Origin of the sequence: Streptomyces sp. NBC_00554 (genome assembly GCF_041431135.1) — a bacterium.
Lineage (GTDB): Bacteria > Actinomycetota > Actinomycetes > Streptomycetales > Streptomycetaceae > Streptomyces.
In genome coordinates this window covers 9,383,856-9,407,980 of sequence record NZ_CP107799.1, presented here as the reverse complement: position 1 = coordinate 9,407,980, position 24,125 = coordinate 9,383,856, and the positions used below count along the sequence as shown (strand labels likewise).

At 70.9% G+C, this 24,125-nt stretch carries 26 protein-coding genes; 13 read left to right on the top strand and 13 right to left on the bottom strand.

Annotated features, from left to right (window positions below; genetic code table 11):
- The first annotated feature begins 269 nt into the window (after window positions 1–269).
- Together OG266_RS41825 and OG266_RS41820 are read left to right on the top strand one after the other, a co-directional pair.
- A complete protein-coding gene (locus OG266_RS41825; protein ID WP_266469731.1) occupies window positions 270–1,100 on the top strand; it encodes a DeoR/GlpR family DNA-binding transcription regulator in 831 nt (276 codons plus the stop codon).
- A 94-nt stretch (window positions 1,101–1,194) separates the two neighbouring features.
- Window positions 1,195–1,674 (top strand): SRPBCC family protein, encoded by a 480-nt coding sequence (locus tag OG266_RS41820; RefSeq protein WP_371552096.1) that lies wholly within the window; start codon window positions 1,195–1,197, stop codon window positions 1,672–1,674.
- Window positions 1,675–1,714: 40 nt separating this feature from the next.
- Here the strand turns inward: OG266_RS41820 and OG266_RS41815 are convergent, their stop codons facing one another.
- Complete coding sequence (locus OG266_RS41815) at window positions 1,715–2,839, bottom strand: PLP-dependent cysteine synthase family protein (RefSeq protein ID WP_323178338.1); 1,125 nt, start codon at window positions 2,837–2,839, stop codon at window positions 1,715–1,717.
- A gap of 348 nt (window positions 2,840–3,187) precedes the next feature.
- On the opposite strand from OG266_RS41815, the gene OG266_RS41810 reads away from it, so the two are divergent.
- Both OG266_RS41810 and OG266_RS41805 read left to right on the top strand, forming a co-directional pair.
- Window positions 3,188–3,511 carry a hypothetical protein gene (locus OG266_RS41810; protein ID WP_266823575.1) on the top strand — a complete coding sequence of 108 codons (324 nt, stop codon included), beginning with the start codon at window positions 3,188–3,190 and terminating at the stop codon, window positions 3,509–3,511.
- A gap of 214 nt (window positions 3,512–3,725) precedes the next feature.
- Window positions 3,726–4,241: an ATP-binding protein gene (locus OG266_RS41805; protein ID WP_329549245.1), complete on the top strand. Its 516-nt coding sequence runs from the start codon at window positions 3,726–3,728 to the stop codon at window positions 4,239–4,241.
- Between the two features lie 26 nt (window positions 4,242–4,267).
- Here the strand turns inward: OG266_RS41805 and OG266_RS41800 are convergent, their stop codons facing one another.
- The 3 genes from OG266_RS41800 to OG266_RS41790 are packed head-to-tail and all read right to left on the bottom strand — an operon-like array spanning window position 4,268 to window position 7,871.
- Window positions 4,268–6,829: an ABC transporter permease gene (locus OG266_RS41800; protein ID WP_371552095.1), complete on the bottom strand. Its 2,562-nt coding sequence runs from the start codon at window positions 6,827–6,829 to the stop codon at window positions 4,268–4,270.
- Complete coding sequence (locus tag OG266_RS41795; RefSeq protein ID WP_266469723.1) at window positions 6,826–7,584, bottom strand: ABC transporter ATP-binding protein; 759 nt, start codon at window positions 7,582–7,584, stop codon at window positions 6,826–6,828. Before OG266_RS41795 ends, OG266_RS41800 begins: the two co-directional genes overlap by 4 nt.
- Window positions 7,581–7,871, bottom strand: coding sequence for an SHOCT domain-containing protein (locus tag OG266_RS41790; RefSeq protein ID WP_371552094.1), 291 nt, complete (start codon window positions 7,869–7,871; stop codon window positions 7,581–7,583). Before OG266_RS41790 ends, OG266_RS41795 begins: the two co-directional genes overlap by 4 nt.
- A gap of 200 nt (window positions 7,872–8,071) precedes the next feature.
- Between OG266_RS41790 and OG266_RS41785 the strand changes: the two genes are divergently transcribed.
- The 3 genes from OG266_RS41785 to OG266_RS41775 are packed head-to-tail and all read left to right on the top strand — an operon-like array spanning window position 8,072 to window position 10,161.
- On the top strand, window positions 8,072–8,653 hold the full coding sequence (locus OG266_RS41785; protein WP_329549241.1) for a TetR/AcrR family transcriptional regulator: 582 nt from the start codon (window positions 8,072–8,074) through the stop codon (window positions 8,651–8,653).
- 18 nt (window positions 8,654–8,671) lie between these two features.
- Complete coding sequence (locus OG266_RS41780; protein ID WP_371552093.1) at window positions 8,672–9,256, top strand: DUF4865 family protein; 585 nt, start codon at window positions 8,672–8,674, stop codon at window positions 9,254–9,256.
- 2 nt (window positions 9,257–9,258) lie between these two features.
- Window positions 9,259–10,161 (top strand): phosphotriesterase, encoded by a 903-nt coding sequence (locus OG266_RS41775; RefSeq protein WP_371552092.1) that lies wholly within the window; start codon window positions 9,259–9,261, stop codon window positions 10,159–10,161.
- A 24-nt stretch (window positions 10,162–10,185) separates the two neighbouring features.
- Here the strand turns inward: OG266_RS41775 and OG266_RS41770 are convergent, their stop codons facing one another.
- Both OG266_RS41770 and OG266_RS41765 read right to left on the bottom strand, forming a co-directional pair.
- Window positions 10,186–11,424 (bottom strand): ROK family protein, encoded by a 1,239-nt coding sequence (locus tag OG266_RS41770; RefSeq protein ID WP_266469712.1) that lies wholly within the window; start codon window positions 11,422–11,424, stop codon window positions 10,186–10,188.
- A 55-nt stretch (window positions 11,425–11,479) separates the two neighbouring features.
- Entirely contained in the window at window positions 11,480–12,142 is a 663-nt protein-coding gene (locus OG266_RS41765; RefSeq protein WP_371552091.1) for an alpha-ketoglutarate-dependent dioxygenase AlkB, read from the bottom strand.
- Between the two features lie 66 nt (window positions 12,143–12,208).
- On the opposite strand from OG266_RS41765, the gene OG266_RS41760 reads away from it, so the two are divergent.
- Entirely contained in the window at window positions 12,209–13,342 is a 1,134-nt protein-coding gene (locus OG266_RS41760) for a methyltransferase (protein WP_329549237.1), read from the top strand.
- On the opposite strand, the gene OG266_RS41755 is transcribed toward OG266_RS41760, so the two are convergent.
- Window positions 13,332–14,105 carry a helix-turn-helix domain-containing protein gene (locus OG266_RS41755; protein WP_371552090.1) on the bottom strand — a complete coding sequence of 258 codons (774 nt, stop codon included), beginning with the start codon at window positions 14,103–14,105 and terminating at the stop codon, window positions 13,332–13,334. The two genes, OG266_RS41760 and OG266_RS41755, sit on opposite strands and share 11 nt — an antisense overlap.
- 71 nt (window positions 14,106–14,176) lie before the next feature.
- On the opposite strand from OG266_RS41755, the gene OG266_RS41750 reads away from it, so the two are divergent.
- A complete protein-coding gene (locus OG266_RS41750; protein WP_371552089.1) occupies window positions 14,177–14,989 on the top strand; it encodes a phytanoyl-CoA dioxygenase family protein in 813 nt (270 codons plus the stop codon).
- A complete protein-coding gene (locus tag OG266_RS41745; RefSeq protein ID WP_266469703.1) occupies window positions 14,986–15,267 on the top strand; it encodes a hypothetical protein in 282 nt (93 codons plus the stop codon). The genes OG266_RS41750 and OG266_RS41745 overlap by 4 nt, the downstream gene beginning before the upstream one ends.
- Before the next feature lie 13 nt (window positions 15,268–15,280).
- Here the strand turns inward: OG266_RS41745 and OG266_RS41740 are convergent, their stop codons facing one another.
- Window positions 15,281–16,132 carry a ketose-bisphosphate aldolase gene (locus OG266_RS41740; protein ID WP_371552088.1) on the bottom strand — a complete coding sequence of 284 codons (852 nt, stop codon included), beginning with the start codon at window positions 16,130–16,132 and terminating at the stop codon, window positions 15,281–15,283.
- A gap of 33 nt (window positions 16,133–16,165) precedes the next feature.
- A complete protein-coding gene (locus tag OG266_RS41735; protein WP_371552087.1) occupies window positions 16,166–17,056 on the bottom strand; it encodes an SIS domain-containing protein in 891 nt (296 codons plus the stop codon).
- Between the two features lie 122 nt (window positions 17,057–17,178).
- Between OG266_RS41735 and OG266_RS41730 the strand changes: the two genes are divergently transcribed.
- The 3 genes from OG266_RS41730 (at window position 17,179) to OG266_RS41720 (ending at window position 20,499) form a co-directional block, all read left to right on the top strand.
- The gene (locus OG266_RS41730) at window positions 17,179–17,958 is read left to right on the top strand and encodes a DeoR/GlpR family DNA-binding transcription regulator (protein ID WP_266469696.1); all 780 of its coding nucleotides are present in this window, start codon (window positions 17,179–17,181) and stop codon (window positions 17,956–17,958) included.
- 67 nt (window positions 17,959–18,025) lie between these two features.
- Window positions 18,026–18,832: a DUF427 domain-containing protein gene (locus tag OG266_RS41725; protein ID WP_371552086.1), complete on the top strand. Its 807-nt coding sequence runs from the start codon at window positions 18,026–18,028 to the stop codon at window positions 18,830–18,832.
- Window positions 18,833–18,960: 128 nt separating this feature from the next.
- Window positions 18,961–20,499 carry a metallophosphoesterase gene (locus OG266_RS41720; RefSeq protein WP_371553155.1) on the top strand — a complete coding sequence of 513 codons (1,539 nt, stop codon included), beginning with the start codon at window positions 18,961–18,963 and terminating at the stop codon, window positions 20,497–20,499.
- Between the two features lie 66 nt (window positions 20,500–20,565).
- On the opposite strand, the gene OG266_RS41715 is transcribed toward OG266_RS41720, so the two are convergent.
- The 4 genes from OG266_RS41715 to OG266_RS41700 all read right to left on the bottom strand — a co-directional run bounded on the left by OG266_RS41715 (window position 20,566) and on the right by OG266_RS41700 (window position 24,124).
- A complete protein-coding gene (locus OG266_RS41715) occupies window positions 20,566–21,018 on the bottom strand; it encodes a phospholipase (protein WP_371552085.1) in 453 nt (150 codons plus the stop codon).
- A gap of 260 nt (window positions 21,019–21,278) precedes the next feature.
- Window positions 21,279–21,884, bottom strand: coding sequence for a hypothetical protein (locus tag OG266_RS41710; protein ID WP_371552084.1), 606 nt, complete (start codon window positions 21,882–21,884; stop codon window positions 21,279–21,281).
- Between the two features lie 201 nt (window positions 21,885–22,085).
- Window positions 22,086–23,081, bottom strand: coding sequence for a MurR/RpiR family transcriptional regulator (locus tag OG266_RS41705; protein ID WP_371552083.1), 996 nt, complete (start codon window positions 23,079–23,081; stop codon window positions 22,086–22,088).
- Window positions 23,082–23,200: 119 nt separating this feature from the next.
- Window positions 23,201–24,124: an ABC transporter substrate-binding protein gene (locus tag OG266_RS41700; protein ID WP_266470982.1), complete on the bottom strand. Its 924-nt coding sequence runs from the start codon at window positions 24,122–24,124 to the stop codon at window positions 23,201–23,203.
- Window position 24,125 lies beyond the last annotated feature (1 nt).

The following is a 24,125-nucleotide window of genomic DNA, read 5'->3' as shown; positions in this document are numbered from 1 at the left end:
TTCCGCACTTCCCCCGTGCCACGTCTTTCCCCTGTGTCATGTGCAGGCACAAGGATCTCGCCCAAGGGCCGTACGCACACCTGTAGTCACGGAATCTCCCCGATTCGTGTGACAGCTCCTCGACGGGAGTCCGTACGGGCAGTGGCGCGCCTGTCTGTGACCCGTGCGAGGATGAGGCGTCCTCCAGACCTAGGACAGGGAGAATGTCCACGTGGGAGTGGGTTCGGACGCAGTGTCGGGCAGGCTGAGGCGAAAGGACCGGAGCGGACGTGAGTGAGAATCAGAACCTCCTCGCAGAGCAGCGTCGCGCCCTGATCATCGACGAAGTACGACGGCGCGGTGGCGTCCGTGTGAACGAACTGACCCGCAGGCTCGGCGTCTCCGACATGACGGTCCGCCGCGACCTGGACGCCCTGGCCCGCCAGGGTGTGCTGGAGAAGGTGCACGGCGGCGCGGTGCCGGTGGCCGAGGCGAGCACGCACGAGCCGGGCTTCGAGGCCAAGTCGGGTCTGGAGCTGACCGCCAAGGAGGACATCGCGCGCGCCGCGGCCGAGTTCGTCGCGCCGGGCACGGCGATCGCGCTCTCGGGCGGTACGACGACGTACGCGCTGGCCCAGCATCTCCTGGACGTCCCGGACCTGACCGTGGTCACCAACTCGGTGCGTGTGGCGGACGTGTTCCACTCGGCGCAGCGCGTCTCGGGTCAGCGGCAGGGCGCCGCCACGGTCGTCCTGACCGGCGGGGTGCGCACACCGTCCGACTCCCTCGTGGGACCGGTGGCCGACCAGGCCATCGCGGCGCTCCACTTCGACGTGCTGTTCCTGGGGGTGCACGGGATATCGGTCGAGGCGGGCCTGTCGACGCCGAACCTGGCGGAGGCCGAGACGAACAGGCGGCTGGTGCAGTCCGCTCGACGTGTCGTCGTGGTCGCCGACCACACCAAGTGGGGCACGGTGGGCCTGAGTTCCTTCGCCGCGCTCGAGCAGGTCGACACGCTGGTCACCGACGCGGGGCTGCCTGCCGAGGCCCGCGCGGAGATCTCGGAACACCTCAGGCGCCTGGTGGTGGCCGGTGAACCGGGAGACGGTACAGACATCTGACGGTCCGCCAGTTAGGGTGACGCTGCCCCCGGGCCGCGTCCCGCGGTGCGGGCGCTCTCTGTCATCGACCGTGTCCCCACAGGGGGTTTCGCACATGGCACGCCGACTGCGCCCGGTAGGACCCGACTTCATCAAGACCGCTCCGGTGCGCCTGGTGTTCGCCAGAGACGTGACGGCCTCCCCGGATGCGGTCTTCCGCGCGCTCGCCGAGGACGTCCCGGGCTGGGCCGAGTGGTTCTCGGCGGTGACGCGGGCCCGGCCGACCGAGGACGGCGGCGGGCGCGAGATCCGGCTCAGGGGCGGCATTCGTTTCCAGGAGACGGTCCTCGTGGCCACGGCCCCTGAGGTGTACGCGTATCGGGTGGACGTCACGAACGCGCCTGGTCCCCGCGCCCTGGTCGAGGAGTGGCGGCTCACACCCGCCGGAACGGGCACGCGGGTGCAGTGGACCTTCGCCACGGACGGCCCGGCCCCCTTCCGGCTGGCCCTGAAGCTGGCCCGGGCGGGCCTGGGGCGAACGTTCCGCGACGCGGTCACGGCGCTGGACCGGCGGCTGACGTCGACAAAGGTCTGACCGCCGCCTCACCGAGGTCTCAACGGAGTTCTCAACGCGTTCAGTCGGGCCAGATGCCCGTCTCCAGCAGCGAGGCGATCGCCGCCGTGTACGGCGCGATGTCCAGCCCCTGTTCGGCCAGCCACGCGTCCGAGTAGTACTTGTCCAGATAGCGGTCCCCCGGGTCGCACAGGAGCGTCACCACACTCCCCGTACGCCCCTCCGCCACCATCTCGGCAATGATCTTCAGCGCGCTCCACAGTCCGGTGCCGGTCGAGCCGCCCGCCTTACGGCCGATGGCCTGTTCCAGGGCTCGTACTGCGGCCACGCTCGCGGCGTCCGGAACCTTCATCATCCGGTCGATGGCCCCGGGCACGAAGCTCGGCTCCATGCGCGGTCTGCCGATGCCCTCGATGCGCGAGCCGCAGTCGCAGGTGACATCCGGATCGCCGGTGGTCCAGCCCTCGAAGAAGCACGAGTTCTCCGGATCGGCGACACAGATGCGGGTGTCGTGCTGCATGTAGTGGACGTAGCGCGCGAGGGTCGCCGAGGTGCCGCCGGTGCCGGCCGTGGCGACGATCCACGCGGGCTCCGGGAACCGCTCCAACTCCAGTTGCCGGAAGATGGATTCGGCGATGTTGTTGTTGCCTCGCCAGTCCGTGGCCCGTTCCGCGTAGGTGAACTGGTCCATGTAGTGGCCGCCGCTCTCTACCGCGAGGGCGGCGGACTCCTCGTACAGCTTGCGGGAGTCGTCCACGAAGTGGCACTGCCCGCCGTGGAACTCGATGAGGCGGCACTTCTCCGGGCTCGTCGTGCGGGGCATGACCGCGATGAAGGGCACTCCGATGAGCTTGGCGAAGTAGGCCTCGGAGACGGCTGTCGAGCCGCTGGACGCCTCGATGACCGGGCGGCCGGGCCGGATCCAGCCATTGCACAGGCCGTAGAGGAACAGTGAGCGGGCGAGGCGGTGCTTGAGGCTGCCGGTGGGGTGCGTCGACTCGTCCTTCAGGTACAGATCGATGCCCCAGTGCTCGGGGAGCGGAAAGCGCAGCAGGTGTGTGTCGGCCGAGCGGTTGGCGTCGGCCTGGACCTTGCGTACGGCTTCTTTGAGCCAGCTCCGGTACTCCGCGTCGCTGTGGTCCACGTCGAGGGTTTCGCCGGTCCTGGTCTGCTGCGGGGTGCTCACGGCGGGGCTCCTTCGGATCGTGCCGACGCCGGATCGCGAGGTCGGACACCTCGATCATAGGCACCTTCCGCACGCTTCTCACCTGCATAAACATACCTTTGAGCACCTCAAAGGCACCCCTGGAGCAAGAGTGTGCACAACGGTGGGGGCGCATCCCGGCGAGTGCTCCCGCCCCCGCCGTGACCTCGTCGTGCGCACTGGTGCTCGACGCCGGGTGCGGGCAGACTGCACCGCGGGACCGGGGTCCGGCAGGACGGCGCTCCTCGAGGACGACCCGGACTCTCCCTGCGGGATGCACACTGGATCGCGGCACAGGCACAGCCGAAGCGCACAAGGGGGCGGGGCATCATGGCGGAGCCGGAGTTCACGGCCACGGGCGTGCGGATCGGGAAGAGGCTTCGTTCGCTCACCCGGGCCGGACAGGTCCGGATCAGCGACGGCAGGCTGGAGTTGCTCACCAGTTACGGGAGCGAGATCGACAGCGCGCCCGTGCAGGCGGTGCGCGCGTCGAAGCCGTGGTTCGCGCACGAGGACCGGGCGTTGGCGGACGTCAACGGCACGCGGTACTCCCTCACGCTGGGCGAGCACGACCCCGCGCCCGGCAAGCCGGGGCCACCGTCGGCACGCCGGTTCATCGAGGCCGTACGCAAGGCCGCGGGACGCAACCGCTGACCCCACGGCGACGGCGTCCGCAGGGGCGAAAGCGCCGCGAGTTGCACGACCGCACCCCCTGAGTCACTCTGTTCTCACATCACTACTCTGGGTTTACCGGCGATAACGCTGCGAACCAGCCCGCCGGCCACGTCGGCAGGCGGCCGTTCCACTCAGCCACTCTGCCGGCCCGAACTCCGTCTTCTTCCGGACCTCAATTCGGGGAGTCGCAGCCGTGATCAGCCAGCCAAGCAGGCATTGCACGGTGGAGCTCCAAGCCCTGCCGTCGCGGATCGGCCAGGTCCGCAGAATCGTATCTGCGCAGTTGCGCTACTGGCATCTGGATCCCTTGATAGACCCGGCCGCGCTCGGTGTGACCGAGCTGCTGACCAACGTGCACCGGCATGCCCAGCCCGACAAGCTGTGCACCGTGGAGATCGAGCTGCTGCTCGACCGGCTCACGGTCTCGGTGCACGACCACGACCCCCGCCTTCCCGAGGTGCGGGAAGCGGACCTCACCGCCACCTGCGGACGCGGCCTCGCCATGGTTGCCGCGGTCAGCGAGAGCTGGGGAGTGCGTCCCGACGGCGAGTCGGGCAAGGTCGTGTGGTTCACGCTGCCGGCACCTGCGCCCGCCGTGGCGGTGCCCGTCCGGCCTCCGTACGACACGGCCCGCGAGACCACACGCCGGCACAGTGTCGACGGTCGCAGGCCCGAACACGCTCCCGCCCGGTCCGCCGTTGCCGGCTGACCGGGCGGTGACACCCTCCTCGTACGTCATTCGGTGGCGATGGCGCGCAACACGTCCAGGCGTGCCGCCCGACGTGCAGGACGCAGGCCCGCGAGCGCTCCTGCGGCGATGCCGACCAGGGCCACCACGACGAGTTGCACGGGTGGCATCGCGAAGGCGAAGGCACTGTCGCTCGCGCCGTCGGAGGCCTTGACGAGCACCCAGCCGAGGAAGGCGCCGAGGGCGAGTCCGCCCGCCGTGCCGAAGGCGGCGACCAGGATTGACTCCCAGCGGACCATGGCGCGCAGTTGCGCCCGGGTCTGTCCGACGGCACGCAGCAGGCCGAGTTCGCGGGTGCGCTCGTGGATCGCGAGCGTCAGCGTGTTGGCGATGCCGAGCAGTGCGATGAGCACCGCCAGGGCGAGCAGCGCGTAGACCAGGGTCAGCATCATGTCGATGCCGCCGGCCGAGGACTGCGCGTACTCGTCACGGGTCTGCACCTCGGGATTTCCGTACTGGTCCGCCACCTTCTGCACCGCGGCCTTGCCGTCGGCCGTGCTCACGCCGTCCTTGAAGGAGACGGCGACGAGCGTGTCGGAGTCCTGGGTGCGGTGCGGGTTCCAGGCGGCGCGGGTGATGACGTACTCGCCCGCGAGTTCCGACCGGCCGTAGACCGCGCGGACGGTGAACGTCTCCTTCTCGCCGTCGGTGAAGGCGAGTTGGGTGGTGTCGCCGACCTCGAGGTGCTGCTTGTCGGCCTCGCCCTCGGTGATGGCGATGCCGTCGGTGCCCAGGCCGTCGAGTGAACCGCGCACGTCGCCGAGGTCGAAGACCTTGCCGAGGGTGACCGGGTCGGTGACGGTCAACGCGCGTCCCTTGCCGTTGACTTCGGCCACTCCGCGCCCCAGGCCGACGGCGTTCTCGACCGTGGGCTGCTCAGCGATCGCGGGAGCCAGCTTCGGGCTCAGGCCGCTGCCGCCCGCGCCGAACGACGGGGTGCTGACGGCGACATCGCCCGCGAAGGACCGGGAGACCGTCTGGTCCATGGTGGCCTTGAGCGAGGCGCCGAAGACCGTGAACAGCGAGACGACGGCGACGCCGATCATCAGGGCGCTCGCGGTTGCGGCGGTCCGCTTCGGGCTGCGCAGGGCGTTGCGCCGGGCGAGTCCGCCCGTGACACCGCGCAGCCTGTCGAGGGGCATACCGAGGACACGTACGGCCGTCGAAGAGGCGACGGGGCCGAGGACCACGAAGGCGGCGAGGGCCAGGACGGCGCCCAGGCCCGCGAGCCACAGGGACGGACTGGCCAGTACGCCGAGCAGGGTGATGCCGATCGCGAGCGCGGCCAGACCGCCGCCGGCCACGGCGCGGGTGCGGGAGGCCCCGGACTGGTCGACGGCCGTCTCGCGCAGCGCGGCCAGCGGTGCGGTGCGTCCCGCACGCACGGCGGGCAGCAGAGCGGAGCCGAGGCAGACGACGATGCCGACCGCGAGCGGCAGCGCCATGGACAGCCCGCTGATCACCAAGTCGCCCTCGGGGAACGGGAATCCGATGGCCGGGAACAGCGCTTGCAGTCCGGCCGCGATGCCGATACCGGCGACGAGACCCGCGGCCGACGCGGCCACGGCGACCACGCTCGCCTCGATGAGCGTCGAGACGGTCACCTGGCGGCGGGACGCGCCGAGGGCACGCAACAGGGCGTTCTCGCGGGTGCGTTGGGCGACGACGATCGCGAAGGTGTTGTGGATGGAGAAGGTCGCCACGAGCAGCGCGATGCCGGAGAACACCAGGAGGAGGGTGGTGAAGATGCTCAGGAACTGGCTGGAGATCATGTCGGTGTTCTCCTGGGCCGACTCCTGGCCGGTGATCGCCTCGACTCCCTTCGGCAGTACGGGAGTCAGGGCCGAGACCAGTTCCTCCTGGCTCACACCGGGGCCGGCCCGCACGCGGATGCTCGCGGCCTCGCCGGGCCTGGCGGTGAGGTACTTCTCGGCGTCGGCCTGCGTCATACCGGTGAACGTCACCTGAGCCATGCCGTCCTCGCCGCCGAAGGTCGCGAGGCCCACGATCGTCACCTCGACGGGATCGGGCGTGCGCAGCGTGGTCGTGTCACCGATCTTCAGGTCGCCCTTGTCGGCGGTGCCCCGGTTGACGACGACCTCGCCGGACTTCGACGGGGCGCGGCCTTCGGCGAGTTGGTAGGCGTTGAGCTCGGGGTCGTCGATCCAGTTGCCCGCGAGGGTGGGCGGGCCCTGGCCGCCGATGGGCTTGCCGTTCGCGCCGACGAGCTGGCCCGCGCCCTGGATGTCGGGCACGGCTGCCGCGACACCCGGGGTCTTCTCGATCGTCTCCACCAGGTAGGTGTCGACGGGTTGGCGCACACCCTCGCTCTCATCGGGGGTCGTGATGGTGTCGGCGCTGCGGACGACGGCGTCGGTGCCGCTGGTGGCGTTGCCGAACATCGTGTCGAAGCTGGCGCGCAGGGTGTCGCCCATGACGAGCGTGCCGGCCAGGAAGGCGACACCGAGGAGCACCGCGAGGAAGGTACCGGCGAAGCGTCGCTTGTGGGCGCGCAGGGAGGAGACGCTGATGCGCACTGAGGCGTTCATGACGGAGCCCCCTTGCTGTCGAAGGCCTTCAGGCGGTCGAGGACCTTGTCCGCCGTCGGGGATTCCATCCGGTCCACGAGGCGGCCGTCGGCGAGGAAGACGACCTCGTCGGCGTGTGCGGCGGCGACCGGGTCGTGCGTGACCATGACGACCGTGCGGTCCATCTGGCGCACCGCGCGGCCGAGGAGGCCGAGCACCTCCTCGCCGGAGCGGGAGTCGAGGTTGCCGGTCGGTTCGTCGGCGAAGACTACGTCGGGCCGACCGGCGAACGCCCTTGCCACGGCAACGCGTTGCTGCTGCCCGCCGGATAGCTCGCTCGGGCGGTGGTGGAGCCGGTCGCGCAGGCCGACGACGTCGACGAGGGCGTCGATCCACTCACGGGAACCCTTCGCCCCCGCGAGGTCCAGGGGCAGGGTGATGTTCTCCGCGACGGTCAGCGTCGGGACCAGGTTGAACGCCTGGAAGACGAAGCCGACGCGGTCGCGGCGCAGGAGGGTGAGCCGGCGGTCGTCGAGCGTGCTCAGCTCGGTGTCGCCGATGAAGGCCGCGCCGGAGGTGAGGGTGTCCAGGCCGGCCGCGCAGTGCATCAGGGTGGACTTGCCGGAGCCCGAGGGCCCCATGATCGCGGTGAAGCGTCCGGCGGGAAAGCCGACGCTCACCCCGTCCAGGGCCCGCACGGCGGTGTCTCCGCTCCCGTACACCTTGACGGCGTCGGTGACACCGGCCGCCGCCTTCGTGACCGTCGCGGTGGTCATGCCGCACCGCCCTTGCCCGTACGCCCGAACTGCTCGTCCAGGACGGAGATCCGGCGCCAGTACTCGTCCTCGTCGATCTCGCCGGAGGCGAAGCGGCGGCCGAGCACCGCGATCGGCGAGTCACCCGTCGGGCGGGAGTCGGCCATCGCGTTCCACGGGCCGCGACGGCCGCGCCAGGCGGTGCGGCGCAGGACGGTCACGACGCCGATCACGACGGCCGCCCAGATGATCGGGAAGAAGAGGATCCACGGGCCGGGTCCGCCGTCCCAGTTCGCCAGGGTGTGCATCTCAAGTCATCTCCTCTGCGGGATCGTTTCCGATCCGCTGCGGGATCTTTTTCCGATGCCTTGAGACTCGCTCCGGGAAGGGGTCCCAGTCGTCGTACGGCCAGCGGCTGTGTGCCTACCTCCGCGGGAGTACGAGCGCTCGCCTCGGCTGCTTCCTCAACCCTTAGACTTCTGTACCTACTAGTATGTACAGTGCTGTGATGAGCACTCCGGAGCGGCTGATCGAGTCCACGCGCGAGCTGTTGTGGGAGCGCGGTTACGTGGGGACCAGCCCCAAGGCGATCCTGGAACGCGCAGGCGCGGGGCAGGGCAGCATGTACCACCACTTCAAGGGCAAGCCCGATCTGGCGCTCGCGGCGATCCGCCGCACCGCCGAGGAGCTGCGCGCTACTGCCGAGGGCGTACTGAGCGCGCCCGGATCACCGTACGAGCGCATCGAGGCGTATCTGCGCCGCGAACGTGACGTCCTGCGCGGCTGCCCGGTCGGGCGGCTGACGATGGACCCGGACGTGATCGCCAGCGACGAGCTGCGTGCCCCGGTCGACGAGACGATCGACTGGCTGCGTGAGCGGCTGGCGGGAATCGTCGAAGAGGGCCAGGAGCAGGGCCAGTTCGCGCCCTCGCTCGATGCGGAGGAGATCGCCGCCACGATCGTCGCGACCGTGCAGGGCGGCTATGTGCTGGCGCGTGCCTCCGGTTCACCGGCCGCGTTCGACACGGGAGTTCGCGGCCTGCTCTCCCTGCTCGGGTCGGCAGGTACCGCCGATTCGACGCCCCGCTGAGCCCTCAGGAGACACCCGATGCACGCCATGCAGTACGAACTCACCCTGCCCGCCGACTACGACATGGACATCATCCGCGCCCGGGCAACGGGCAAGGGGCCGCTGCTCGACGACTTCCCCGGCCTCGGCCTCAAGGCGTATCTGATGCGCGAGCGCGGGGTCGACGGGTCGCCGGTCAACCAGTACGGGCCGTTCTATCTGTGGAACACCCCCGAGGGCATGAACTCCTTTCTCTGGGGCCCGGGTTTCCAGGGGCTCGTCGACGACTTCGGGCGGCCGGAGGTGCGGCACTGGACCTGCCTCTCGTACGAGGAGGGGGTCGCAGCCGGTTCCCCGGCCAGGGTCGCCGTGCGTGGGCGGCAGAGCGTGCCCGAGGGGGTGCGGCTCTCCGAGGTGATGGCGGGGGCCGTGCGGGAGGCCGAGCGGCTGGCCTCGCTCGACGGTGCGGTCTGCGCGGCCGCCGTCGTCGATCCGCGTCACTGGGAGCTCGTGCACTTCTCGCTCTGGGACCACGACGCGCCGAGGGTCCCGGGTGAGGTGTTCCAAGTGCTGTACGTCAACACGCCGGAGCGCGACCGGATTCCGCGTGGCCGGCAGTGGTGAGCATGGTCCGTACGGTTCTCGGGGACACGCTCCCCGAGGACTTGGGGGTGTGCGACGCGCACGACCACCTCTTCCTGAGCAGCCCCCTACTCTCAGGCCAGGAACTCGACGACACCTCCGCGGTGCGGGCCGAGCTGACCGCGTTCCGCGAGGCGGGCGGCGGGAGCGTCGCGCAGTGGACGCCGTACGGCATGGGCCGACGCGCCGCCGATCTGCCGCTGCTCTCCCGCGACACCGGCGTCCACGTGATCGCCGCGACCGGACTGCACCAAGCGGCGCACTACGCACCGGAGTTGCTCACCGAGCTGCGCGGCAGACTGGCCGAGGTCTTCGTCTCCGAGCTGACGTCAGGCATCGGCGCGTCGGGTGTCCGGGCCGGACTGATCAAGGTCGCGGGCGGCTTTCACGCCCTCGACGCACACGCCCGCTGGACGATGGCCGCCGCGGCCGAGGCCCACCACGCCACGGGTGCGCCCATCGGCGTGCATCTGGAGCTGGGCACCGGCGCGCTCGACGTACTCGACCTGCTGTGCGGGGAGTTGGACGTGCCACCGCACCGGGTGATCCTGGGTCACCTCAACCGCTCACCGGACTTCGTGACCCAGCGTCAGGCCGCCGAGTCGGGCGCCTACCTGGCCTTCGACGGCCCCTCCCGCGCCAACCACGCCACCGACTGGCGCATGCCCGACGCCGTACACGCCCTCGCCGACGCCGGTCACGGCGACCGCCTGCTCCTCGGCGGCGACACGACGACCGCCGCGGCACGCTCGGCCAACGGCGGTCCGGGGATGCCGTATCTGCTGCGCCGGGTACGCCCGAGGCTCGAACTCGCCCTGGGTGAGGGCTTGGTGGAGCAGATGCTCACTGCCAACCCTGGGCGCGCCTTCGCCGTGGACTGGCGTTAGGTCACGGAGTGCGCTCACCGCCGCCTAGGCGGCCAGCGCCCCCAGCGGATCGTCCAGCACCGGCTGCCAAGCCAACTCGGCCGCACCCACCAGGCTGTTGTGGTCCAGCGTGCAGGGGAGGATCGGTACGCCGCCGCTCTGGCCCCACAGGCTGCGGTCGGCGACGACGGCGCGGAGGCGGTCCGGGTCGGCGTCGAGCAGGGTGCGGTGCAGGCCGCCGAGGATGATGCGGTCCGGGTTGAGGATGTTGACCAGGCCGGCGAGGCCGAGGCCGAGGCGGTCGATCAGCGCTTCGGTGGCCATGCGGACGGCCGGGTCGGCGTACTGGTCGCGGATCAGGTCGTTGGCCTGCTGGAGCAGCGAGACCTCGGGGCCGGGGTCGAGGCCGGCCGCGGTGAGGAAGGCCAGCGGGTCCGCTTCCACGTCGAGGCAGCCGCGGCTGCCGCAGTAGCAGGGGCGGCCCTCGGGGTTGACGGTGAGGTGGCCGACTTCGAGGGCGAGCCCCGAACTGCCCGTGTGGAGGCGGCCGTCGAGGACGAGGGCGCCGCCGACGCCCCGGTGTCCGGTGGCCACGCACAGCAGGTCGCGGGCGCCGCGGCCCGCGCCGTGGCGGTGTTCGGCGAGGGCGGCGAGGTTGACGTCGTTGGCGGCGAACGCGGGCCCCTGGATTCCGGCCGCGCGCACCTTCTCGGCGAAGATCTGGCGTACCGGGGAGCCCGCGGGCCAGGCCAGGTGCAGTGGATTGAGGGCGAGCCCTTCGGGTTCGGCGACGGCGGACGGGACGGCGAGTCCGGCGCCCACGCAGCGCAGCCCGGTCTCGCGGAGCAGTGCGGCGCCGGCCTCGACGACGGAGCCGAGCACCTTCGCGGGATCGGCGTCGACCGTCTCGCAGCCGGGCGCGGTCGCGACCAGACGCCCGCCGAGGCCCACCAGCGCGGCGCGGAACCCGTCGGCGTGCACCTGCGCGGCGAGCGCGACGGGCCCGTCCTCGGCGACCTCCAGGCGGTGCGAGGGCCGCCCCTGCGAACCTGCCGCCGCGCCGGGCCGTGCGTCGACCCGGATCAGCCCCAGCGCCTCCAGCTCCGCGGCCACGGCGCCCGCGGTCGCCCTGGTGACCCCCAGCTCGGCGGTGAGCACGGCACGCGTCGGCGCACGTCCGGTGTGCACGAGTTCCAGCGCGGGACCGAGCGCCCCGCGCCCCCGGTCCAGCCGCGCACGCGTGTTCCCTTCCCCCGCCGCCCGGGGGCCCGCCTTGCCGTTCATGAGGCCGAGTCTCCCATGATCCGCTCGTACGGTGGCCCCACCTGTCGTCCAGGGCCTATCCGCCGGACAGGTCCTGGAGGCCGCTCACCCGCAGCGTGACGTTCAGCCGCCCGGTGAGCCCCAACTCGGGCGGCGCCGTGCCCGCGTACACCCGCGGCACCCCGTGGTACGCGAGCCGGGACGCCCCGCCGAACACGAACAGGTCGCCGCTGCGCAGTTCGACATCCGTGTACGGCCGTGTCCGCGTCCCGGTGTTCCCGAACCGGAAGACGCAGGTGTCGCCGAGGCTCAGCGACACCACCGGCGCGTCCGACTTCTCGTCGCTGTCGCGGTGCATGCCCATGCGGGCGTCGGCGTCGTAGAAGTTGATCAGTGCGATGTCGTACGGGGCTGTCGCGGCCCCGGCGCCGAGGGCCTCCGTGACCGCGTCACGGCCCAGGTCGGCCAGCCACCCCGGGAACGGCTTCACGGGGGTGCCGTCGCCGTCGACGACCGTGCGGGCGTACCCGTACGGATACCAGTGCCAGCCGAGGCAGACCTGCCGGGCGGTCATCGTGCCGCCGCCGGGTGTGTGGACCGTGCGCAGGCCGGACGGCGAGAGGGCCCATGCGCGGCACGCCTCAAGGAGGCGCCGTTGCTGGTCGGCGTCCAGCCAGTCGGGCACATGGACCGCGTCCGGCGCGATCTCCGTCCGGTCCCGGGGGAACAACATCGACATCGCCCTGTCCTCGCGCACCTCGCTGAGCTGCGGCTCCGTTAGCCTTGACCCACGATGACCGACTCTATGGCTACACCCTTCGGCGAGTACGCACTCGCCCGTTTCCCCGAGGCCGCCCGCGACCAGCTGCGTGCATGGGACGCCGCCGACACGTATCTGCTGCGGCATCTCGCGGAGAGCGGGACCCCGCTGTCGGGGTCGGTGGTGGTGGTCGGTGACCGGTGGGGCGCCCTGGCCACGGCGCTGTCCGCGCACCGGCCGACGCAGATCACCGATTCGTTCCTCGCCCGTGAGGCGACGCGGGCGAATCTGGCGCGGGCCGGTGTGGAGGAGGCCGCGATAGGTCTTCTCACCACGCAGGACGCGCCTCCGGACCGTATCGACGTGCTCCTCGTAAGGGTGCCGAGGAGCCTCGGGCTCCTCGAGGACCAGCTGCACCGGCTGGCGCCCGGCGTCCACGAGGGGACGGTCGTCATCGGCACGGGCATGGTCAAGGAGATCCACACCTCGACGCTGCACCTCTTCGAGCGGATCCTCGGCCCGACCCGCACCTCGCTGGCCGACAAGAAGGCCCGGCTGATCTTCTGCACGCCGTTCCCGGGGATCGCCCGGAACTCCAACCCGTGGCCGTACAGCTACGAGCTCCCGGACGGCGTCGGTACGGTCTCCGGCCGGACAGTCATCAATCACGCGGGCGTGTTCTGCGCCGACCGTCTCGACATCGGCACCCGGTTCCTCCTCCAGCACCTGCCGCGCAGCCGCGGTCCCGAGCGCATCGCGGATCTGGGCTGCGGCAATGGGGTCGTCGGTACGGCGGCCGCACTGGCCAATCCCGAGGCCGAGGTGCTGTTCGTCGACGAGTCGTACCAGGCGGTGGCCTCGGCACGGGCGACGTACGCGGCGAACGTCGAGGGCACGAGGGCGGAGTTCCGCGTCGGTGACGGGCTGGCGGGCATCGACGACGGCAGCGTCGATCTCGTACTCAACAATCCGCCGTTCCACTCGCACCAGGCGACGACGGACGCCACGGCCTGGCGGATGTTCACGGAAGCGCGCCGTGCGCTGCGGCCGGGCGGCGAGCTGTGGGTGATCGGCAACCGCCACCTCGGGTATCACCTGAAGCTGCGCCGGCTCTTCGGCAACAGTGAACTCATGGCCAGTGACGCGAAGTTCGTGGTGCTCAGGGCGGTCAGGAAGTAGCTCCCCGCAGGGTGCGGGGCGACGCCCCGAGTTCTCTGCGGCATGCCTTGTTGAAGGCCTGCAGGTCCGGGATGCCGACGGACGCCGCTACCGCCGGGATGGAGAGGGTCGAGGCGCGCAGCAGGTGGTGGGCGCGCTCCAGTCTGCGGCGGCGGATGTAGGCGACCACTGTGGTGCCCGTCTCGGTACGGAAGAGCCGGGTGAGGTGGTTGTGGGAGATCCCTGCGGCACGGGCGATCTCCGGGATGGTCAGCGGGGCCGCCAGGTGCGCTTCGATGTGGGCGATCGCCGTGCTCACCGCGGGGTGGGGTCCGGGGCTCGTGGTGGTGGCCGGGGTCAGGTGGGCGATGCGCCAGAGCGCGGTCCAGAGCTCGGCCCGGGTGTGCGCGGGTGCGCCCGGTGCCGCCGTCATCGCATGGAGCAACAGCCCGGAGAGTGTGGGGAGTTCGGGGCCTGCGTCCTGCATGACGGGGACGGTGTGCGGCGGGCCGGCCGGGGCGATGCGCAGGTGGGCGTAGAGGTGTTCGGAGCGGCCCTGGTAGCGGTAGCGGACCGTGGTGCCGGGGGGTACGAGGCTCACGCGGCCGGGGCGGATGACGTGGGCGGTGCCGTCGACAATGAGTTCGGCGTCGTACTGGTAGAGGTGCAGCTGCCACAGCTCGGGCAGCCGGAAGACGTCCGTGGGGCTCGCGACACCGTGCACGCCGACGCCGATGTTGACGACGGCGGGCGGCTCGCCGAGGTGGATCACCGTCTCCCGCATGGTGAAAACGTACCAGTAGTGGTGAGTGGGACCCACGCGCCCGCGAGGACGCCCCTCCTACGTTGGAGGGCATGACCAACACCCAGCTACTGAGTTCGGTGCGGATGGCGCACTTCGTCGCCCACGGCTCACTGCGCCTCGACGCGGTGGTGCCGCCGGAGATGAACGCCGAGGGGATCGAGGTCCTGCGCGAGGGCGTGCCCGGCGTGCCCTACGGCAGTGCTGTCGCGGACGCCTATCCGGAGGGTTCCTTCGTCCGCCGACTCGTGGAACTCCCTGCTGTGGCAGGTGCGTTGCGCAGTCTTGTGGGGCCCGGGCCGACCGTGGACCATCACGCCGTGCACGTCCGCGAGCCCCACCAGGGGCAGGCGCAGCCGTTGCACGGTGACGCGATCATCGATGTGCGGACCGATGCCTTCGACGTCCAGTTGATGTACTACCCGCAGGACGTCACGCTCGACATGGGCGGCACCCTCAGCGTGCCGGGCAGTCATCTGCGGCGCACGAACGAGTCGGACACCGGGCGCTACCAGAACCTGCGCGGGCAGAGCCGCCTTGTCTGTCCGGCCGGCACCGTGGTGTTTCTGCACCATGGCCTGTGGCACGGCGGGCGGCGCAACGACAGCGACGCGGTGCGCTACATGTTCAAGATCCGCTTCAATCCGACCGTGCGGCAGCAGCGACTGTGGGACACCTCGGACCTCGGGGATCCGCGGGTCTCCGAGGAACTCGCCATGACGTTCCCGTGGTACGAGCCCGCCACCGGCCGCCTCGAGGTCTACAACCGGGTCCTGTGGTGGCGTGCGCTCACCGGGGACGACTCCTTCGACCTGGACCACTGGGTGACCAGGGTCTCCAACCGCCCCCAGGGAGCCGCCGCATGACCATCCGTCAGCAGGTTCTGGTGCTCTACCTGGCGACCTCCGCGCTGGACGCGGACGTGGTGGGCTGGTCGGTCTACGACGGTACCGGCCGTACGTCCCCGACGACCGGGGACAGTGACGAACCGCCGTACACGTCGGGCGTGCACGCCCTGGAGGACGGCTGGCGGCTGTTCCAGGCGGCGCAGCTGATCCCGCCGTATCCAGGGCGCGAGTACGACGTGTCGTTCCTCAAGCACGAGTTCTTCTTCGAGAAGTTGGTGCAGATCGACGCTTCCTGAGCTCGCGCTCAGGTCACCCGCGCAGTACGCCGATGAGCCGCGCCACCGTCCGCGCCATCGCCTCCCGTCCTTCGCCGAGGTACTTGCGCGAGTCCAGGGCCTCGGGATGGGCGGTGAGGAACTCCCTTATGGCGCCCGTCATCGCGAGGTTCAGCGCCGTACCGATGTTGACCTTGGCGATGCCGCCCGCGACGGCCGCCGCCAGTTCGTCGTCCGGGACTCCGGAGGAGCCGTGCAGGACGATCGGTACGTCGAGCGCCGCGGCCAGGCGCTTGAGCAGGCCGTGATCGAGGGCGGCAGTGCGGGTGGTCATCGCGTGCGAGCTGCCGATCGCGACGGCCAGGGCGTCCACGCCCGAGTCGGCCACGAAGGCGCGGGCCTCGGCGGGGTCGGTACGGGCGCCGGGCGCGTGCGCGTCGAGCGGGGGCGCGCCGTTCTTGCCGCCGACCTGCCCCAACTCGGCCTCGATCCACAGCCCTTGGGCATGCGCCCAGTCGGCGGCGGCCCGGGTGGCGGCGAGGTTCTCCTCGTACGACAGCCGGGCGGCGTCGTACATCACGGAGCTGAAGCCGGCGTCGGCCGCCTGCCGCAGCAGACCGTCGTTCTGGACGTGGTCGAGGTGCAACGCGACGGGTACGGAGGCGCGTTCGGCCGCGGCGGTCGCGGCGCGGGCCAGCGGGAGCAGCCGTCCGTAGCGGAACCTGACCGCGTTCTCGCTGACTTGGAGGACGACCGGCGCGTCCATGGACTCGGCGCCCGCGATGACCGCTTCGACGTGTTCCAGGGTGATGACGTTGAACGCGGCGACCGCGGTCCGGGCCCCGACGGCCGCGTGAACCAGTTCACCGGTTGCTGCGAGTGGCACAACTCCTCCTTCTCAGTGGGTGGTTGAGCCGACTCAGCGGGATGTCCGGGCGAGGATCACGGAGCGGGTGAGGTGACGCGGCTGGTCCGGGTCCAGTCCGCGGGACGCGGCGACCGCGACGGCGAGGCGCTGGGCGCGGACGAGTTCGGCAAGCGGGTCGAGACCGCCGGCCACCCACAACCCGCCGGTGGCCCGCACCTGTTCGGCCAGGCCTTCGGGCGCCTCGCCGAGCATCCAGGTGGCGGTCCCGTGCGTGGTGACGCTGATGGGGCCGTGCCGGTACTCCATCGCCGGGTAGGCCTCAGTCCAGGCCAGCGCGGCCTCGCGCATCTTGAGGCCGGCCTCGTTGGCGAGTCCGACGGTCCAGCCGCGGCCGAGGAAGGTGAACTGCGCGCAGTCGACGAGCCCTTCGGGCAGGGGTGTTTCGAGTGCGGTACGCGCGTCGGCGACGACGGCGTCGGTGTGCAGACCGAGGTGGGCGCGCAGCAGTGTGAGCGCGGTGGTCGCGAACCGGGTCTGCACGACGGACTGTTCGTCCGCGAAGTCCAGGACCACGACGTCGTCCGCCGAGTCCATGACGGGCGTGTGCGGGTCGGCGGTGATGGCCGTGGTGCGCGTACGGCCCTTGAGGTTGCCCAGGAGTTCGAGCACCTCGGTGGTGGTGCCGGACCGGGTGAGGGCGATCACGCGGTCGTACGAGCGGGTGTCCGGGAACTCCGACGCGGCGAAGGCGTCCGTCTCGCCCTGGCCCGACCGTTCGCGCAGCGCGGCGACGGCCTGCGCCATGAAGTACGAGGTCCCGCACCCCACGATCGCCACCCGCTCCCCCGCCGCAGGCAGTGCGGCACCGTGCGCCGCGGCCTGCTCGGCGGCGCGTATCCAGCACTCGGGCTGACTGTTGAGCTCGTTCTCGACATGGGTCATGCCGTACCCCTCCCACAGATGATTGTTTGTGCAAGATATAGCGAGGTTTCGAGCACAATCAAGCATTTGAGAGCCAGAAAGGTGCGCTAAGGTCGCGGAAGATCGAGGATTGGAGAGTGCGGATGTCGCGCGACGCCCGCTGGAAGGCGCTGCTGGAACTGCTCGTGGAGCGTGGCCGGCTGGACGTCGAGGAGGTCGCGACCGAGCTGGAGGTGTCGGCCGCGACGATCCGGCGTGACTTCGACCAGCTCGCCGAGCAGCAGATGCTCGTGCGCACCCGGGGCGGCGCGGTCGTGCACGGCGTCTCCTATGAACTGCCGCTGCGCTACAAGACCGCCCGCCATGTCACCGAGAAGCAGCGCATCGCGAAGGCGGTGGCCGCTCTCGTCACGCCCGGCGAGGCGGTCGGTCTGACCGGTGGCACGACCACCACGGAGGTGGCGCGCGCCCTGGCCGTGCGCCCCGACCTCGCGTCCGGTTCGCCCGCGCTGACCGTGGTCACCAACGCGCTCAACATCGCCAACGAGCTGGCCGTGCGCCCCCAGTTCAAGATCGTGGTGACCGGCGGGGTCGCCCGCCCGCAGTCGTACGAACTCGTCGGACCGCTCGCCGACGGCGTCCTCGGCCAGATCACCGTCGACGTGGCCGTGCTCGGCGTGGTCGCCTTCGACGCCACCCACGGCGCGGCCGCCCACGACGAGGCGGAGGCCGCGATCAACCGGCTGCTCTGCGAGCGCGCCGAACGCGTGATCGTCGCCGCCGACTCCAGCAAGCTGGGCCGACGCGCCTTCGCCCGGATCTGCGCTGCCGAGTCGGTGGACACTCTGGTGACGGACGCGGCGGTGAGCGAGGAGACCGTTCGGGAGTTCGAGGAGGCGGGGGTCGGAGTCGTCGTCGTCTGACACGGGCAGGGCCACGGCTGCCGGTGTCCAATGTCAGGGTGTCCGACAAACCGAAGGAGACCGGACCATGAGTGCACTCCCCCACGCGCGATCGGTACGGACCACCCCGGAGGGCCTCCTGTGGGAGCCCAGCGACCGCTGGGTGCGGGGACGGAAAGGCGACGTCACCGTCGTCGACAGCCGGCACCCCCTCCTCGTGTGGGAGCCCGCGCTGCCCGTCCCGACGTACGCCTTCCCCCGCGAGGAGGTCCGCGAGGACCTGCTCCGTCCGGCGCGGAACCCCCGGACGGGCAGCCACACGGGATCGCGGATCTTCTACGACCTCGAGGTCGACGGCGAGGTGGTGGAGAACGCGGCCTGGACGTTCCCCGCCGACGACCTGGCCGGCCACATCGCCTTCGAGTGGTTCCTGCGCAGCGGCCGGGGGCTCGACCACTGGTACGAGGAGGAGGAAGAGATCTTCATCCATCCCCGGGACCCGCACAAGCGGGTGGACGCCCTGCCGAGCAGCCGACATGTCCAGGTCGAGATCGACGGCACGGTCGTCGCGGACACCCGGCGTCCCGTGCTGCTCTTCGAGACCGGCCTTCCGGTGCGGTACTACGTGCCACGCGAGGACGTCCGCCTCGATCTCCTCGTTCCCACCGACCACAGCACCGGGTGCCCCTACAAGGGAACCGCCGAGTACTGGTCGTGGCGAGGCGACGCCGATGTCCCGGCGAACCTCGTCTGGAGCTACCCGGACCCGCTGCCCGCGGTGGCCACTGTCACAGGACTCATCGCTTTCTACAACGAGGCGGTGGACCTTACCGTGGACGGAGAGCGCGTGGAGCGCCCCGTCACTCCGTTCAGCAAAACGTTGTCGACGAGCTGACCGCCGGTCACCCAACCGGCCGGATCCACACACGTCGAGCCGCGCCCGGACGGAGATGTCGCGTGCCATACCTGGTGCCGCCGTCGGCAACACTGCCGCCGTTCACTGCGCGCGGGCATGCATCCGGCATGCGCTGCTGCCTCTCCGCTCCCCTCGCGGCCCTGTCCGCCCTGGCGGCCCTGCCCGCTCCCTCCGAAGTCCTGCGATCCGGCGCCCTCCTCGCCCCCGCACTGCTGAGGGCCTTGGCCGGTGCCGTGCACGACACCGCACGCACCAGCCGTCTCCTCCACCCCGACACCATCAAGGCCGTCCACCTGGAACTGGTCACCCTGACCGAGGACAGCGCCGTCATCACCTGGCACACCGGAATACCCGGCACCGATGACGGCACGGGCCACATGCTCCCCGCGGTCACGGAGGGCGAGGTGGTCTACGGCACCCACCCCACGCGCCTGAACCGCACCGCGGGGGAAACCCGGCCCACGGCGCACCACCACGTGGAGCTCACGGGCCTGGAACCGGGCCAGACGTACTACTACCAGGCCCGCTCACGGGGTGTGACCGCCGCTCCCACCTCGCTGCACCTCGTCCGCGGTAACGCCGTCGGCACCAACCGCTACGGATTCGGGACGCGCGGAGGCCCGTACTCCTTCACCACCCCGCAGCCGCCCCCGGGGCGCCATCTGCTGTCCATCGCCCTCTGCAACGACCTGCATGTCGGGGAGACCACCGCCGGCCTCGTCGGCGGCGTGCCGCTGTTCCGCGGGGTGTCGCAGGAGGCGGGGCTGTCGCCGTACCCGGAGATCATGAGCCGGGCGGTGGTGGAGGAGGCTCGGCGGCGCGGGGCGGACGTGCTGCTGGCCGCAGGGGACATCTCGGCCGGCGGCGGGCCGCGCGATCTGGCCGAGGCCAAGCGGATCCTGGACGGGTTCGGTGCCCACGGGCGGGACTACTTCGTCGTACGGGGGAACCACGACAGGCCCCGGCACGGCCATGCGGACGGAGACGCCTTCCGCGACGGGTTCCTCGGCGGCGGGGGTCCCTCGTACTTCGCGCGCGACCTCGGCGGGCTGCGGATCGTCGGGCTCGACACGTACGAGAAGCATGGCCACGGCGCCGACGCGGGCGGGCTCGGCGCGGAGCAACTGGCCTGGTTCCGGGCCCGGTTGAACGAGAGCAGGGACCAGCCAACCGTCGTGTTCGGCCACCATCCGCTGACCGTACGGGATTCGGTCTTCCCCGTGTCCAGGGGGCAGCAGCTCGGCCGCCGCCAGGCACGCGCCATTCTCGACGCCTACGCCGACGCCCCGGGCGTCTTCCTCCACCACGCGGGCCACACCCACCGCAACAAGCGGACGGTCCTGCCGCAGGCCCCGCACGTCACCTTGCAGGAGGTCAGCGCCGTCAAGGACTATCCCGGCGGTTTCTGTCTGCTCCGGATCCACTCCGGCGGATTCGCTCTCAACCACTACAAGTCCAGCAGTGCCCCGGCCCGTGAATGGGGCGAGCGCAGTCGCCGGGTGGCGGCGGGACTGTGGCCGCACCATGCGCTCGGCCGCTCGGTCGCCGACCGCAACAGTGTCGCCGCCCACGACCTGTCCGGCGTCATCCGCCCGGTACCACGAACGGCCTTCCAGGACAGCCCTGGTGAGCCTGTGGCCGGCTGAGCAGGTCTCTGCGCCGGGTGCGGGACGCCGCGTGGGCGGCGCCCCCGTTCTCCTCGGCGGACGGTCTCAGCCGAACACCTTGACCGCCTGGTAGTAGGTCCACGCCGTACCGTCGCAGGACGTCTTCGTCGCGCCGCTGTATTTGAGACAGACGCGCTTGAGGTCCTCGTAGAAGGCGCTGTCGAGGCGCGACTTGTTGGTGCTGAAGGTGCCCGCGGCCTTGTAGTTGCGGTAGCCGAAGTCGTGGCGGGCGCATGAGGTGGCGAAGGGGAAGCCGAACGGGTTGTCCGGCGAGGAGGAGCAGTAGTCGGTGGACCAGTCGAACGCGTACGCGGACCACGCGGCCTGGTTCGCGCGGGCGGCGTTCCAGGTGTTGTAGCTCGACGCGCTGGTCTGGGTCCAGTTCGAGAGGACCTGGGGCTTGTCGGCGGGAGCCGCGTCGGCCGCTGTGGCGGTACCGACGACGGTGATCAGGGCCAGAGTTGAGGCGGCAAGGCCGGCGGCGAGTCTGCGGTGCATCCCACACCTCCATGAGGCTGCGGCCCGCCCATCGGGCAGCAGGTTCATGACAAGAGGATCGCCATCACCGCGAGGTCTTTACACCTCGGATTCCCCAATGCCCCATTAACTCTCGGCTGTGCCAGAAGAGGGGAACGTGAACCGGCGGGAGAGACGCGGACGTTGACCCGGCGAAGGACCGGACTGGTTCTCGACTCGGACGAAAACGGTGGGGTGCGGAAGAGCAACTTCCGCACCCCACCGCGTACTTCCGGTCGCGGCTACGAAACGGCCACCGGGCTGCCCGCGGCGGGCAGTGCCGGAAGCACCGGAATCGGCGGAAGCGCCGAGGTCACGCCGCCGAGGACCCCCGTGATCAGACCGAGCACCGGCGACAGCAGGCCCGTGACCGCACCGATGACCGCGCCGAGGTCGAGCGAGGTCAGCGCCTTGAGGAGTCCGTCGACCGCCGACTGGAGCTGGGCCACCAGATCGGTGACCGGGTCGGCGGCGGCGACACCGGCGCGGTCCGCCGTGACGCCGGCCCGCTCCTTAAGCTGCTGCTGGAGAGAGGCGTTCGCCGTCTCCACTGCCCTCGTGAGTTCTGCCGCCTCGACCGCGTCGAGGGTGCCGGACTCGCGCTCGGCGAGGGTGGACAGCTCGTCCAGCAGGGGGTCGAGCGCGAGGTCGTCGTGGTCCGCCCTCTCCAGTACGCCGAGTTGTTCCAGTACCGCGTCGGTATCGGCGGAGGACCATGCCGCGGCGGCACTGCCCGAGGCCACCCGGGGTACGTCGACGGCGGCAACGGCGGTGCCGAGCGGACCGAAGACCAGAGCGGCGCAGACCAGGGGTGACAGGAGGAGTCCGCGGGAAACAAGGGCACGCATGCACAGTCCTTTCGAGAATTGCAGTTCTTGGGGCCACCGTGAGAACCACCGCCCCTCGCCGCAACCGATCACGCGCCCGCTCCACGGCCCCACGCTTCGCCGATACGGCGCTGACCTGCACCTTCCGCCCGCATGACCCAGCTGTCCATGCCTCAGCGGCATTCGGCTGTCAGGGGACGGTCTCATCGGCATGCGGGCCGTTCAGTCGACGAACAGCCCTCGCGCCGCCGCCCGCGCGTCGAACTCCTCGAGGCGGACCTGTGCGTCCGGCAGGCCGTCGCACATCACCTCCAGGAGAACCTGTCCCAGCAGCATGGGGGCGCTCACCGTGTCGAAGACCAGGCCGGTGCCCACGGCGGCCGGGAGGAGCAGATCGCTGTGGGCGGCCACCGGGGCGAACGTGCCGTCGGCGATCGTCACCACGGTCAGCCCCTTGTCACGGGCGTGGCCGAGCGCGTCGAGGAGCTCGCGCGGGTGACGCGGCAGCGCGAAGCACAGGAGTGCGCTCGCCCCGGCGTGCCGGGCGGCGTCGATGCGGTCGGCGAGCAGCGAGCCGCCCTCGTCGAGCAGGCGTACGTCGGGATGTACCTTCGCGGCGAAGTAGGCGAAGCCGCGTGCCTGGGCGGCGGAGGCGCGCAGCCCGAGCACCGGCAGCGGCCGGGAGGCGGCGAGCAGCCGGCCCGCGCGTTCCACGGGCCCCGCGTCGGCGAGCAGCGACGCCAGGTGCCGCAGGTTGTCGATCTCGGCCTGTACCGCTTGCTGGTACTGGTTGCTGGGCCGCCCGTCCTCGGCGCCGGCGGCGGGTGCGACATCCCGCAGATGTCTGCGCAGCGCCGGGTATCCGTCGAAGCCGAGGGCGACCGCGAAGCGGGTCACCGACGGCTGGCTCACCCCGGCCAGCTGGGCCAGCTCCACGCTCGACAGGAACGGCACGGCCGCGGATTGCCGGACCAGGCAGTGCGCGATGCGGCGCTGCGTCGGGGTCAGCCGGCGCCCCTCGAAGAGCTGGTGCAGGCGTGCGGACGCGCCGGGGGTGCCGGCGTCGGGGGCGCCTGTGCCGGGGGCGCTTGTGCCCGGTACGCCGGTCCCGCGTGCGCCCGTCTCAGGCGCGCCTGCGTCGCGTGTACCGGCGTCCCGGGTGCCGACGTCGGCTCCGTCGCTCTCGCTCATCCCGATCCCCCAGCCGGTCGCACTCATCCCCTCGCTCCTGCCTGGTGAGACTCACGGCCCGGCGGGCGGTGACGGCGTGGCCGAACCCACCGCCGGCACCGCCCGCCCCGGATCGGACGACCCGGGAATGATCCGGTGACACCCGGTCAGCTGACGAGGCCGGCCTCCGTCAGCCAGTCCTTGGCCACGGTGCTGGCGTCCTCCTTGTCGTTGACGAGCCTCTTCATCATGTCCAGCAGGTCCTCGGTGGTGAGCTTGGCCGAGACGCCGTTGAGCGCCGCCTTGGCCGTGTCGTTGACCGCGGACTTGTAGACCAGCGGCGTGACGTTCTGCGAGGAGAAGAGGTTCTTCGGGTCCTCGAGGACCACCAGCTTGTCCTCGACGATGGCAGGGTCGGTGGTGTAAAGGTTCGCGGCCTGGACCGTGTTCTTCTTCAGCAGTTCGAGCAGGGTGCTCTGGGCGCCCGCGTCGAGCGGCTGGAACTTCCCGAACTCCACGCCGTAGATGGTCTTCAGACCGACCAGGCCCTGCGTACGGGTCTTGAACTCCGAGCCGGCGCCGATCGACATGTCGCCCGCGACCGGCTTGAGGTCGGCGAGGGTCTTGAGGTTGTACTTGGCGGCGGTCTCGGCGGTGACCGTGACCGAGTCCTTGTCCTCGGCCGCGGCGGAGTCGAGTATCTCCACCGACGACGGGAGCTTCGCCTTCAGCTCGGCGTTGATGTCCTCGCTGCTGGTAGCCGTGCTCTTCTCGTCGACAGCGACCGCCAGCAGGGCGCCGTTGTACTCCGGGAAGACGCTGATGCCGCCCTTGACGATCTGGTCGTAGTAGACCTCACGGGCCCCGATGTCGAACTTGCGGGTCACCTTCAGGTCCTTGGCCTCCAGGGCCTGCGCGTAGATCTCGGCGAGCAGCTGGTTCTCCGGGAAGTTCGCCGAGCCGACGACGAGGGCCTTGCCGTCGCTGTCGCCGCTGCTCCCCGTCAGCGGATTGTCGTCGCTGCTGTCGCTGCCGCCGCAGGCGCTCAGCGACAGTGCGGCGATCAGGCCGAAAGCGGCGCCACGGATCATG